We start from the raw sequence: 13802 nt of genomic DNA, 5'->3' as shown, positions 1-13802 counted from the left end.
AGTAGCAGAGTAGGTAGACTGCGCGAAAAAAAGTAAACACGTGTAAGCTGAGATGTCGGAGTGGGACTTCCGCTTAAAGCTAACTAATTGATTAAATTCGAGCTTAGAGCACCATGATCAATAATCTGCTGCAATACCACTTGGTTCAACGTATCCAGCACCAAATTTCTCAACGTGCCAACCACACGGCCTTCCGCCAATGGACTCCCAACGGGGAGACTCAGTTGACTTGGCGTCAGCTGGGGGGGCATCTCGAGCATATCGCCAGCGCATTACTGGCTCTGGGCGTAGAAGTGCAGGAGCGTGTGGCGATTTTTGCCAACAATTGCATGGACTGGTCGCTGACGGATCTGGCTGTCCTGCAATTGCGTGCGGTTAGCGTACCGCTCTATGCGACCAATACCCCGGCACAGGCTGCTTTTGTCATTAATGATGCGGATGTGCGTATCTTGTTTGTCGGTGAGCAGGCGCAGTTGGATGCTGCCATTGCGCTGCGGGGCGTATGCCCACAACTGACACATATCATCGTGTTTGATGGCAGCGTTGATTTACGTGGTTGTGAAATTGCTCAATATTTGGGGGATTTTGAACGTGAGGTCAACGTTGACGATTTTACCGCGCAACGTGAGGAACGTTTGGCGGGTTGCGATCTGCAAGATTTGTTCACTCTGATTTATACCTCGGGCACCACCGGTGAGCCCAAAGGTGTGATGCTAGATTACCGCAATCTGGCAGCGCAACTTTACCTGCACGATGAGCGCCTGACAGTCACTGGCGACGACGTTTCCCTCAGTTTTTTACCATTGTCCCATGTGTTCGAGCGTGCGTGGAGTTTCTTCATCATGCACTCCGGCGCGCAAAACGTTTTCTTGCCGAATACCGATTGGGTGCGCGAAGCGATGGCGGAAGTGCGTCCTACACTGATGTGCGCTGTGCCACGTTTCTACGAGAAAATTTTTAGTGCAGTGCATGAGAAAGTCGCACGAGCACCGTGGTTACGTCGAGCGCTGTTCCATTGGGCGATTGTTTGTGGCGAGCGTAAATTCTTACAAGAGCGTGCGGGCAAGCCACTGGGTAAGTTGTTCGAACTTTCCCACCGCTGGGCAGACAAACTGGTTTTGAGCAAACTACGCGGCATTATGGGGGGACGGGTGCGTTTCTTGCCGGCGGCGGGCGCGAAGCTGGACGACAACGTGATTCTGTTCTTCCAGGCTATGGGCATCAACATCAAGTACGGCTATGGCATGACCGAAACCTGTGCCACGGTTTCTTGTTGGGAAGAGGGTAACTTCCGCTTTGGTTCGATCGGTAAACCGTTGCCGGGTATCGAAGTACGTATTGCTGAAGAGAACGAAATTCAGGTGCGTGGGCCGATCGTCATGCGTGGCTACTTCAATAAGCCATTGGAAACCGCCGATACCTTTACCGCGGATGGTTGGTTAAAAACCGGTGACGCCGGAACCATAGACGAAGAGGGCAATCTGTTCATCACCGAGCGCCTGAAAGATCTGATGAAAACCTCCGGTGGTAAATACATTGCGCCGCAAATGATCGAAGGTGCCTTGGCGCAGGATCGTTTTATTGAACAGGTAGCGATCATTGCCGATGCACGTAAATTCGTTTCCGCGTTGATTGTTCCGAGCTTTGAATCGTTAGAAGAGTATGCCAAGTCAGTCAACCTGAAATATCACGACAGGTTGGAGTTGCTGCGCCACAGCCACATCATCGAGATGTTTGAAACCCGTTTGCGTGAAATGCAAAAGGAGCTGGCTCGTTTTGAACAAGTGAAAAAATTCACTCTGTTACCTGCGGCCTTTTCGATGGAGTTGGGGGAACTGACACCGACACTGAAGTTGCGCCGGAAGGTAATTCTGCAACGCTACCAGCGTGAAATCGACTCTATGTACCAATAACAAGTCTGAATCGGCGACTCATCGGGCGAAAAAACAGCATAAACTCTGCCTGATATCGTTCTGTAATTTATCCCTTCGGCGAAACAATGCCCAGCCATAACCCCCTGTGGCTAGTGCATTGTTTTTGTCATCCGGTGTTCACCAGCTTGATAGCAATAACCTTTAACCTTTTACACTATTTTGCTGTTTGCCTGCCTTATCTTCTGACGTTATGTTAATCCATTAACGACCAACCATAATAACCTTGGGGCATTGCCCCACAGCAGGCGCTACGTTCCAGCGCCACCTAAGAATAAGTAAGCCTGGAGGCAAACCCATGGAGATGTTATCAGGAGCCGAGATGGTCGTCCGATCGTTGATCGATCAAGGCGTTAAGCATGTATTCGGTTATCCGGGTGGGGCGGTACTCGATATTTACGACGCCTTGCACACGGTCGGCGGAATCGACCACATACTGGTACGCCACGAGCAAGGCGCGGTGCATATGGCGGATGGCTATGCGCGTGCGACCGGCGAAGTCGGTGTGGTACTTGTGACTTCAGGCCCTGGAGCGACTAATGCGATTACCGGCATTGCTACGGCTTATACCGACTCTATCCCGATGGTAGTGTTGTCTGGACAAGTACCGAGTTCACTGATTGGCTCCGATGCTTTCCAAGAATGCGATATGGTGGGGATTTCCCGTCCGGTGGTGAAGCACAGTTTCCTCGTCAAGCGCACTGAAGATATTCCGGGGGTGCTGAAAAAAGCGTTCTATCTGGCATCAACTGGCCGCCCTGGTCCAGTAGTCATTGATTTGCCAAAAGATATCGTCGGGCCTGCGGTTAGAATGCCGTATTCCTATCCAGAAGAAGTGCATATGCGTTCTTATAACCCAACGGTGCAAGGGCATCGTGGGCAAATTAAGCGTGCATTGCATACGTTGCAGGCGGCTAAAAAGCCGGTGATGTATGTCGGCGGCGGGGCGATTAACGCTGAGTGTCACCCAGAGTTGCTGGAATTGGCTGAGAAGCTGAACTTGCCAGTGACCTGCACGCTGATGGGCTTGGGGGCATTTCCCGGTACTCATCGCCAGAGCGTTGGCATGTTGGGGATGCATGGCACCTTTGAAGCCAACAAGACCATGCACCATTCCGACGTGATTTTTGCCGTGGGTGTCCGTTTCGATGATCGCACCACTAATAATTTGGAGAAATACTGCCCGGATGCCACCGTGCTGCACATTGATATCGACCCGACTTCGATCTCAAAAACCGTTGATGCGGATATTCCGATCGTCGGTGATGCTAAGCAGGTATTGGCGCAGATGTTGGAATTGCTAGCGCAGGATGATAAAGCGCAGGACCACGATGCATTACGCGACTGGTGGCAATCTATCGAACAATGGCGTGCTCGCGATTGCTTGGGCTATGACAAAAATAGCCAAGCGATTAAGCCACAGGCAGTAATAGAAGCCTTACACCGTTTGACCAAAGGCAATGCCTACGTCACTTCAGACGTCGGTCAACATCAGATGTTCGCCGCGTTGTATTACCCGTTCGATAAACCACGCCGTTGGATCAACTCCGGCGGTTTGGGAACCATGGGTTTTGGCCTGCCAGCTGCGTTAGGGGTGAAACTGGCGCTGCCAGATGAAGTGGTGGTTTGTGTGACCGGCGATGGCAGTATCCAGATGAATATTCAAGAGTTGTCTACGGCGCTGCAATATAACTTGCCGGTAGTGGTGGTCAACTTGAACAACCGTTATCTGGGCATGGTGAAGCAGTGGCAGGACATGATTTATTCTGGACGCCACTCTCAGTCTTATATGGATTCACTGCCTGATTTCGTCAAATTGGCGGAGGCCTACGGCCACGTTGGGATTGCTATTCGCACACCTGACGAACTGGAAAGCAAATTGGCACAGGCGCTGGCAGAGAAAGATCGATTGGTCTTTGTTGATGTTACCGTCGATGAAACTGAACATGTTTATCCGATGCAGATCCGCGGTGGAAGCATGGACGAAATGTGGCTAAGTAAAACGGAGAGGACCTAATCATGCGCCGTATTTTATCTGTATTACTGGAAAACGAATCCGGTGCGTTGTCGCGCGTGATTGGCTTATTTGCTCAGCGTGGCTACAACATCGAAAGCCTGACAGTGGCACCGACCGACGATCCGACGTTATCACGCATGACTATCCAGACTGTCGGCGATGAGAGGGTGTTAGAGCAGATCGAGAAGCAATTGCACAAGTTAGTGGACGTTTTGCGCGTCAGCGAGTTAGTGCAGGGTGCACACGTTGAGCGTGAGATCATGTTGGTGAAGCTTCAGGCCAGTGGCTATGGTCGTGAAGAGGTCAAACGCTGCGCCGATATTTTCCGTGGGCAAATTGTTGATGTGACCGCCACGCTGTACACGGTTCAGTTGGCGGGTACTAGCGATAAGTTGGATGCCTTCCTCAGCGCTGTTCGTGAAGTTGCAGAAATTGTTGAAGTGGCGCGCTCTGGTGTGGTCGGTGTTTCACGCGGTGATAAAATCATGCGTTAAGACCTGATTATTAATGTCATTTAGGGCGTGGCTTGGCTACGCCCTTTGTTTTACTGCGGTCTTTTTTGTTCGATTGCTGGCACCTTTCGGCAAAAGCGGTTGCTCGCCAGAGTTTTCTGCTGTTAGATCAGCAAGGCAGAATTGAATAACCGCATGGAGTTTTAGGTTAATCGAGGTACTGCTCTCATTTTTATTTTCAGCGTCATTAAGGGGTTAATGTGAAACTGGATGAAATCGCGCGTCTCGCGGGGGTTTCGCGCACGACGGCGAGTTATGTCATCAACGGCAAGGCCAAGCAGTATCGTGTCAGCGACAAGACCGTCGAGAAAGTGATGGCCGTAGTCAGGGAACATAACTATCACCCGAATGCCGTTGCGGCAGGCTTGCGAGCTGGCCGAACCCGTTCTATTGGTTTGGTTATCCCGGATCTGGAAAACACCAGCTATACCCGTATCGCTAATTATCTGGAACGTCAGGCTCGTCAGCGTGGTTATCAATTGCTGATTGCTTGCTCAGAGGATCAGCCTGATAACGAAATGCGTTGTATCGAACACCTGTTACAGCGTCAGGTCGATGCCATCATCGTTTCTACTGCCTTACCGCCAGAACATCCGTTCTATCAACGCTGGGCTAACGATCCATTGCCAATAATTGCACTCGATCGCGCATTGGATCCGGAGCATTTTATCAGCGTCGTGGGTGCTGATCAGGAAGATGCTTTTGCATTGGCGCAGGAACTGCGTACTTTCCCGGCGGAATCCGTATTGTATCTGGGCGCATTGCCGGAACTTTCCGTTAGCTTCCTGCGAGAACAAGGCTTCCGTCAGGCTTGGCAAGAAGATGAACGTCACGTCGATTATTTGTATGCCAACAGCTATGAACGTGATGCTGCTGCGGCATTATTCAGTGATTGGCTGAAAACTCACCCGATGCCGCAAGCGTTGTACACCACGTCATTTTCATTGTTGCAGGGAGTGATGGATGTGACGCTGAAGCAAAATGGTCGTTTACCCACCAACTTGGCGATCGCCACTTTCGGTGACAATGAGCTGCTGGATTTCTTGGAATGTCCGGTGCTGGCGGTCGCACAGCGTCACCGTGACGTTGCCGAACGGGTATTGGAGCTGGTACTGGCGAGTTTGGATGAGCCACGTAAACCGAAACCAGGTTTAACTCGCATCCGTCGTAACCTGTTCCGTCGTGGCAGCCTGAGCCGCACGTAAGGTTTTCCCCTCTTAAGCCAAGAAAAAGAGGGTTTTTTGCCAGTACTTTAATTAATTGAATAAAAACAATGAATTACATTTATCTTATGTCTCGGCGGTATTTTTTATCACCAAACACAGTAATAAATTGACATAAAAAGAATAGATTTATTGTAAATGGGTGTTTTGGGAATAATCTTAGCCCTTTGATTTGAGTCGAATTGGATTTTCTGTGCATTTTTATGAAATATTATTTTTTCTTCACTTCCATTATTCCCCGATTAATTACAGTAAAATAGCGTGCAGCCACTGGTGGAATAGGTGATGAACGTTATTAACTCAATAGCTTATAACCTACTTCCTTTCCCTGAAGGCCTGTGACAAAGCCTGTTCTGATGCGGGTTGCAGTAGTTTGGCATATCGTGATTACCGAATTGAAAAATGAGACATCGATTGCAGAAGGCAATATTGGGTTAATTAATCGTCAATTTATCCGATTTTTAATAGCACTCTTTCCGCTAAGAAAATTCTCTCCGTTTATCATGGTGTTAATTTTTATTCATCGAATAAGTCGCGTTCTTTTCGCGAGTCAGCTCCCAAAATGATCATAGAAATATTGCTAAAGCTCGAACGCTCTGGCTTGACAAGGTTTTCATACCCTCCGTAAACTCCTTTATGTGGGAATTTGTGGGAGAAAGTGGTGAAAAAGGTCATGAAGGGGTAGCTCGAGGATGTTTCGTGGAGCGACAACGGTCAATCTCGACAGCAAAGGGCGGCTTGCCGTACCTACCCGTTACCGGGATTTGTTGAACGAGGAATCGCAAGGCCAAATGGTTTGCACCATTGACCTCCACCAGCCCTGCCTGCTGCTTTACCCACTACCCGAATGGGAAATTATCGAACAAAAATTGGCTCGTCTGTCGAGCATGAATCCCGCCGAGCGACGCGTACAGCGTCTGCTGTTAGGGCATGCCAGTGAGTGTCAGATGGACGGCGCTGGGCGTTTGTTGATCGCGACGACTTTGCGTCAGCACGCCGGATTAAGCAAAGAAGTGATGCTGGTTGGGCAGTTCAACAAGTTTGAATTGTGGGATGAACAGACCTGGTATCAACAAGTCAAGGATGATATTGACGCTGAACAGTCGTCTCAGGAACCGTTGTCTGAGCGGCTACAGGACTTGTCGCTATAAACATGCTGGAAAATTATAAACACACCACCGTACTGTTGGATGAGGCGGTTAACGGCCTCAATATTCGCAGTAACGGCATCTATATCGACGGTACTTTTGGTCGTGGTGGCCATTCTCGTCTGATTCTGTCCCAGCTAGGGCCGGAAGGGCGTTTGCTGGCAATTGACCGTGACCCTCAGGCGATTGCAGCCGCCAAATCTATTGAAGATCCTCGTTTTACTATCATACACGGCCCATTTTCCGATCTGTCGGATTATGTGCGTGAGCTGGAATTGGTTGGCAAGATTGACGGTGTTTTGCTGGATCTTGGTGTTTCTTCTCCGCAACTGGATGACGCAGAACGTGGTTTCTCCTTCATGCGCGACGGTCCGTTGGACATGCGTATGGACCCGACTGCTGGGCTGTCTGCCGCCGAGTGGCTGATGAAAGCAGAAGCTGATGACATCGCTTGGGTACTGAAAACCTTCGGCGAAGAGCGTTTTGCTAAGCGCATCGCTCGCGCCATTGTTGAGCGCAATAAAACCGAGCCAATGACACGCACCAAGGAGTTGGCGGATTTGATCGCCAACGCCAGCCCGTTCCGTGAGAAACACAAGCATCCAGCGACCCGCAGTTTCCAAGCGATTCGTATCTACATCAACAGTGAGTTGGAAGAGATCGAACGTGCGCTTGATGGCGCGTTGGAAGTGCTAGCCCCTGAGGGGCGTTTGTCGATCATCAGTTTCCACTCGTTGGAAGATCGTATCGTAAAACGCTTCATGCGCCATCACAGCCGTGGTGCTCAAGTGCCAGCGGGTATTCCACTGACCGAAGCGCAACTGCGTGAAATGGGTGGCCGCACGCTGAAAGCGCTGGGCAAGATGATGCCGTCAGAAGACGAAGTGGCGGAAAACCCACGCGCACGTAGTTCAGTGCTGCGTATTGCGCAGAGATTGCCGGCGTGATTGGCAATGAACGTCACGGCCTGGTTGGCGTCATCGGCGGCGATTTGCTGCGTAATGCCAAGATCCCATTGCTGTTGGTGATTGCGGTGCTGGTTTCTGCGGTATTTGTCGTGACGACTGCGCACCGTACCCGTTTGTTGACCGCCGAGCGTGAGCAGCTGGTCTTGGAAAGAGATGCGTTGGACATCGAATGGCGCAATCTGATCTTGGAAGAGAACGCGCTTGGGGATCATAGCCGGGTTGAGCGTATCGCGATTGAGAAGTTGCAAATGCAGCATGTCGATCCGTCGCAAGAGAAAATTATTGTTAAACAATAGAAGGGTTTAACCGAGTGGAGCAGAAAGGGAACACATGAAAGCAGCACGCCCCGGTAAGTTAAAACGCCAGGAAGAACAGGCCAACTTTGTCAGTTGGCGTTTTGCGTTGCTGTGCGGCTGTATTCTGCTGGCATTGGTTGGCTTGGTGCTACGTACTGCCTACTTGCAGGTGATCAACCCCGATCGTCTGGTGAAAGAAGGCGATATGCGTTCACTGCGCGTACAGGAAGTTCCTACTGCGCGTGGCATGATCAGCGATCGCGCCGGGCGGCCTTTGGCGGTGAGCGTGCCGGTAAATGCGATTTGGGCCGATCCGAAAGAATTGAACGAGCGTGGCGGAATTACACTGGATTCGCGCTGGAAAGCGCTGTCAGACGCATTGCAGATCCCCTTGGATCAACTCTCTAACCGTATCAACGCTAACCCGAAAGGTCGTTTTGTTTACCTGGCACGTCAGGTGAATCCGGCGATTGGCGATTACATTCACAAATTGAAGTTGCCGGGGATTTATCTACGTCAAGAGTCGCGTCGTTACTATCCTGCCGGGCAAGTGACTTCTCACATCATCGGCGTGACCAATATCGATGGCGCGGGTATTGAAGGCGTAGAAAAGAGTTTCGATCGCTGGCTGACCGGGCAACCGGGTGAGCGTACCGTGCGTAAAGACCGCTATGGCCGTGTGATCGAGGATATTTCCTCGGTGGACAGCCAAGCGGCGCACAACTTGGTATTGAGTGTCGACGAACGTTTACAGGCGCTGGTGTATCGCGAACTGAACAACGCAGTGGCGTTCAACAAAGCGGAATCAGGTACTGCGGTGTTGGTGGACGTTAACACTGGCGAAGTGTTAGCGATGGCGAACAGCCCGTCATACAACCCGAATAACCTGACCGGTACGCCGAAAGACACCATGCGTAACCGGGCGATAACCGATATTTTCGAACCAGGCTCCACGGTGAAACCGATGGTGGTAATGGCGGCTCTACAACGCGGTGTAGTGAAAGAAAACAGCGTGTTGAATACCATCCCTTACCGCATCAACGGCCATGAAATTAAAGATGTGGCACGTTATTCGGAACTCTCCGTGACCGGGGTTCTACAGAAGTCGAGTAACGTCGGTGTTTCAAAGCTGGCGTTAGCGATGCCGTCCTCAGTGTTAGTAGATGCTTACTCTCGCTTTGGATTGGGAAAAGCGACCAATTTGGGGCTGGTCGGAGAAAGCAGTGGCATATACCCAAAAAAACAACGGTGGTCTGACATAGAGAGGGCCACCTTCTCTTTCGGCTATGGGCTAATGGTAACGCCGTTACAGTTAGCGCGAGTCTATGCAACGATCGGCAGCATGGGCATTTATCGTCCGCTGTCTATCACCAAAGTTGACCCTCCGGTAGCGGGTGAACGCGTTTTCCCTGAACCTCTGGTGCGCACCGTAGTGCACATGATGGAAAGCGTGGCCTTGCCGGGTGGCGGTGGTGTGAAAGCCGCTATCAAGGGTTATCGTATTGCCATTAAAACCGGTACCGCCAAGAAAGTCGGTCCGGATGGCAAATACGTCAATAAATATATCGCTTATACCGCTGGCGTCGCGCCAGCCAGTAACCCGCGTTTTGCTCTGGTGGTAGTGATTAACGATCCTCAGGGCGGGAAATACTATGGTGGTGCGGTTTCTGCACCGGTGTTTGGCGCCATCATGGGCGGCGTATTGCGCACCATGAACGTCGAACCGGATGCGCTGTCCACCGGGGATAAAAGCGAATTAGTCATTAACAGTAAAGAGGCTTCAGGTGGCAGATCGTAATTTGCGCGACTTACTCGCTCCGTGGGTGCCAACGGCACCCGAGCGCCGGCTGCGGGAAATGACATTGGACAGTCGCATTGCGGCGGCCGGGGATCTGTTTGTGGCCGTGCACGGTCACCAAACGGATGGGCGTCGCTATATTCCGCAAGCCATCGCACAGGGTGTGGCTGCCGTTATTGCCGAAGCAGAAGGTGAAGCTAAAGACGGCGAGATCCGTGAAATGCACGGCGTTCCAGTCATTTACCTGAGTCAGCTTAATCAACGCCTGTCAGCACTGGCCGGGCGTTTTTACCATCAACCGGCGGATCGCCTGCGCTTGATTGGCGTGACCGGTACTAACGGTAAAACCACGACCACCCAATTGTTGGCGCAGTGGAGTCAATTGCTGGGAGAAACTAGTGCGGTGATGGGAACCGTCGGTAATGGCCTGCTTGGACAAGTGTGCCCGACAGAGAACACCACCGGTTCTGCAGTTGATGTTCAACAGGTTTTAAACGATTTGGTAGAACAGGGCGCAACTTTTGCCGCGATGGAAGTTTCTTCCCACGGTTTGGTGCAAAACCGCGTTGCCGCCTTACCCTTTGCTGCTGGCGTGTTTACCAATCTGAGCCGCGACCATCTGGATTATCACGGCGATATGGCTAATTACGAAGCCGCCAAATGGTCGCTGTTTGCCGAGCACGAAGTAGGGCAAGCGATCATCAACGCCGACGACGAAGTCGGTCAGCGTTGGTTGGCGAAGCTGCCGGATGCCGTTGCTGTGACGATGGAAAACAACCTACAACTGGGTTGCCGTGGCCGTTGGTTAAAAACGACGGAAGTCGTTTATCACGATAATGGCGCGACCATTCGTTTTGATTCCAATTGGGGTACTGGCGAGATCGAGAGCCGTCTGATGGGAGCGTTCAACGTCAGTAACCTGTTGTTGGCACTGGCAACGCTACTGTCACTGGGTTATCCGCTGGATAAATTGGTTGAAGCGGGTAATCAGCTGCAACCGGTTTGCGGCCGTATGGAAGTGTTCAACGCAGCGGGTAAACCAACGGTGGTAGTGGATTATGCCCACACCCCGGATGCATTGGAAAAAGCGTTGGAAGCTGCGCGACTGCATTGCCAAGGGCAACTGTGGTGTGTCTTCGGTTGTGGCGGCGATCGCGACAAAGGTAAGCGCCCACTCATGGGGGCCATTGCTGAGCAATTTGCCGATCGCGTGGTGGTTACTGATGATAACCCGCGCACCGAAGAACCGCAGGCGATCATCAAAGATATTCTGGTTGGCTTGCTGGATGCGGGTCGTGTGCAAGTGATCCACGGGCGTGCCGAAGCGGTGACTAGCGCGATTATGCAGGCTAAAGAACAAGATGTGGTGTTGGTGGCAGGTAAAGGCCATGAGGACTACCAACTGGTGGGTAATCGTCGTCTGGATTATTCCGACCGTACTACCGTCGCTCGTTTGCTGGGGGTACTGGCATGATCCCGGTTTCTCTTCAGGCTCTGGTTGCCGTATTGAGCGCGGAATTGATCGGTGCTGATTACCAAATTACTGAAGTAACGACGGATACCCGCAAAGTGACTGCGGGTTGCCTGTTTGTGGCATTGAAAGGTGAACGTTTTGATGCTCATGACTTTGCTGCTGATGCGGTGACTGCGGGTGCCGGGGCGTTATTGGTTAGTAAGCGCTTACCATTGGATGTACCGCAACTGGTGGTGAAAGATACCCGTTTGGCATTAGGGCAACTTGGTGCTTGGGTGCGCCAGCAAGTTCCAGCCCGCGTGGTGGCATTGACCGGTTCATCGGGCAAAACCTCGGTGAAGGAAATGGTCGCGGCGATCCTGCGTGAATGTGGTGATGTGCTGTATACCGCCGGTAACTTTAATAACGATATTGGTGTGCCGTTAACGCTGCTGCGTTTACAGCCACAACATGATTTTGCCGTGATAGAGCTGGGCGCTAACCATATTGGCGAGATTGCTTACACCACCGCTTTAGCACAACCACAGAGTGCGTTAGTCAATAATTTGGCTGCGGCGCATCTGGAAGGTTTCGGCTCTTTAGCCGGTGTGGCTAAGGCAAAAGGTGAAATTTTCCAAGGTTTGCCAGCGGATGGCATCGCTATCATCAACGCTGATAACAACGATTGGCCGCACTGGCAGGCTCAGTTACAAGGTCAGAAAGTTTGGCGTTTTTCTCCGCAAGCGGCAGAAGGCGTGGATTTCTTTGCGAGCGACGTGAAAGTCAATGCTAACGGAACGCAGTTCACTCTGCATAGTCCGTTTGGCACGGTGGCGATTGAGTTGCCATTACCGGGGCGTCATAACATCGCCAATGCGTTGGCGGCAACCGCTCTAGCTATGTCGGTAGGCGCTTCGCTGGAGGCTGTGCGCCAAGGGCTGAAACAATTGCCGGCTGTTTCGGGGCGTTTATTCCCGATTGCGTTGAGTGAAACTAAGTTACTGCTGGACGATAGCTACAACGCCAACGTTGGCTCAATGATTGCCGCGGCACAGGTGCTGGCAGAGATGCCGGGCTACCGCGTAATGGTAGTCGGTGATATGGCTGAGCTGGGCGACGAAGCGGAAGATTGTCACCGTCAGGTGGGTGAAGCCGCTCGATTGGCAGGTATTGATAAAGTGATCAGTGTAGGCACGTTGAGCCGGGTGCTGAGCACGGCTTCCGGCAGCGGTGAACATTGTCAGGATAAGACAGCAGTGATCGCGCGAGTGGCGGAATTACTGTCGGAACATGCGGTAATTACCGTGTTAATCAAGGGTTCACGTAGTGCCGCAATGGAGCAGGTAGTACGCGCGTTACAGGAGAATGCACCATGTTAGTTTGGCTGGCCGAGTACTTGGTCAAATATTATTCCGGCTTCAACGTCTTTTCCTATCTGACGTTTCGCGCCATTGTCAGCCTGCTGACCGCGTTGTTCATCTCGTTGTGGATGGGACCGCGCCTGATTGCTCGCCTACAGGAAATGTCTTTCGGCCAAGTTGTCCGTAACGATGGCCCAGAATCGCATTTCAGCAAACGCGGCACCCCGACGATGGGCGGGATTATGATCCTGACTGCCATTACTATTTCGGTGTTGTTGTGGGCTTATCCTTCTAACCCTTATGTGTTGTGCGTCCTGTTTGTCTTGATTGGGTACGGCATTGTGGGTTTTGTCGATGACTACCGCAAAGTGGTACGCAAAAACACCAAAGGGCTAATTGCCCGGTGGAAGTACTTCTGGCAATCGGTCATCGCGCTCGTCGCGGCTTTTGCTATGTATTCTATCGGAAAAGACACGTCAGCCACCGAACTGGTGGTGCCGTTCTTTAAAGATGTCATGCCACAGCTCGGTTTGATGTACATCCTGTTGGCGTACTTCGTGATTGTTGGTACCAGCAACGCGGTTAACCTGACCGATGGGCTAGACGGTTTGGCGATTATGCCAACTGTGTTTGTTGCCGGAGGCTTCGCGTTGGTCGCGTGGGCAACCGGTAACATGAACTTCGCCAGCTACCTGCATATTCCTTATCTGCGCCACGCAGGTGAGTTAGTGATTGTCTGCACCGCGATTGTTGGGGCTGGCCTTGGTTTCCTGTGGTTTAACACCTACCCGGCACAGGTGTTTATGGGTGACGTAGGTTCACTGGCATTGGGCGGTGCATTAGGCACTATCGCCGTGCTACTGCGCCAAGAGTTTTTACTGGTGATTATGGGCGGCGTATTCGTGGTTGAAACGTTGTCGGTCATCTTGCAGGTGGGATCGTTCAAGTTACGTGGACAGCGTATTTTCCGCATGGCTCCGATTCACCACCACTATGAATTGAAAGGCTGGCCAGAACCGCGCGTTATCGTTCGCTTCTGGATTATCTCGCTGATGCTGGTGCTGATTGGCCTAGCAACGCTGAAGGTACGTTAAT

General features: G+C 51.7%; 11 protein-coding genes. All 11 read left to right on the top strand.

What is annotated here, in order from left to right; all coding sequences use genetic code 11:
* Nucleotides 1-113 precede the first annotated feature (113 nt).
* A complete protein-coding gene (locus AC3ISQ_RS18445) occupies nt 114-1913 on the top strand; it encodes an AMP-dependent synthetase/ligase (protein ID WP_489348852.1) in 1800 nt (599 codons plus the stop codon).
* A 316-nt stretch (nt 1914-2229) separates the two neighbouring features.
* Entirely contained in the window at nt 2230-3948 is a 1719-nt protein-coding gene (gene ilvI / locus AC3ISQ_RS18440; RefSeq protein ID WP_489348850.1) for an acetolactate synthase 3 large subunit, read from the top strand.
* 2 nt (nt 3949-3950) lie between these two features.
* Nucleotides 3951-4442, top strand: a complete 492-nt coding sequence (ilvN, locus tag AC3ISQ_RS18435; protein ID WP_489348848.1) for an acetolactate synthase small subunit — start codon at nt 3951-3953, stop codon at nt 4440-4442.
* Between the two features lie 218 nt (nt 4443-4660).
* The gene (gene cra, locus AC3ISQ_RS18430; protein WP_489348847.1) at nt 4661-5665 is read left to right on the top strand and encodes a catabolite repressor/activator; all 1005 of its coding nucleotides are present in this window, start codon (nt 4661-4663) and stop codon (nt 5663-5665) included.
* A gap of 710 nt (nt 5666-6375) precedes the next feature.
* A complete protein-coding gene (gene mraZ, locus AC3ISQ_RS18425; protein WP_489348845.1) occupies nt 6376-6834 on the top strand; it encodes a division/cell wall cluster transcriptional repressor MraZ in 459 nt (152 codons plus the stop codon).
* 2 nt (nt 6835-6836) lie between these two features.
* The gene (rsmH, locus tag AC3ISQ_RS18420; RefSeq protein WP_489348843.1) at nt 6837-7778 is read left to right on the top strand and encodes a 16S rRNA (cytosine(1402)-N(4))-methyltransferase RsmH; all 942 of its coding nucleotides are present in this window, start codon (nt 6837-6839) and stop codon (nt 7776-7778) included.
* Complete coding sequence (gene ftsL / locus AC3ISQ_RS18415) at nt 7775-8095, top strand: cell division protein FtsL (protein ID WP_489348842.1); 321 nt, start codon at nt 7775-7777, stop codon at nt 8093-8095. The genes rsmH and ftsL overlap by 4 nt, the downstream gene beginning before the upstream one ends.
* A 34-nt stretch (nt 8096-8129) precedes the next feature.
* On the top strand, nt 8130-9893 hold the full coding sequence (locus AC3ISQ_RS18410) for a peptidoglycan glycosyltransferase FtsI (protein WP_489348840.1): 1764 nt from the start codon (nt 8130-8132) through the stop codon (nt 9891-9893).
* Nucleotides 9880-11367, top strand: a complete 1488-nt coding sequence (murE, locus tag AC3ISQ_RS18405; protein ID WP_489348838.1) for a UDP-N-acetylmuramoyl-L-alanyl-D-glutamate--2,6-diaminopimelate ligase — start codon at nt 9880-9882, stop codon at nt 11365-11367. The genes AC3ISQ_RS18410 and murE overlap by 14 nt, the downstream gene beginning before the upstream one ends.
* On the top strand, nt 11364-12725 hold the full coding sequence (gene murF / locus AC3ISQ_RS18400; RefSeq protein WP_489348836.1) for a UDP-N-acetylmuramoyl-tripeptide--D-alanyl-D-alanine ligase: 1362 nt from the start codon (nt 11364-11366) through the stop codon (nt 12723-12725). The genes murE and murF overlap by 4 nt, the downstream gene beginning before the upstream one ends.
* Complete coding sequence (gene mraY, locus AC3ISQ_RS18395; protein ID WP_489348835.1) at nt 12719-13801, top strand: phospho-N-acetylmuramoyl-pentapeptide-transferase; 1083 nt, start codon at nt 12719-12721, stop codon at nt 13799-13801. The genes murF and mraY overlap by 7 nt, the downstream gene beginning before the upstream one ends.
* The last annotated feature ends 1 nt before the right edge of the window (nt 13802 follow it).

Source organism: Serratia sp. KH_031 (genome assembly GCF_057839655.1).
Note: the sequence above shows the minus strand (reverse complement) of the source record. Positions and strands in the feature narration are given on the sequence as shown.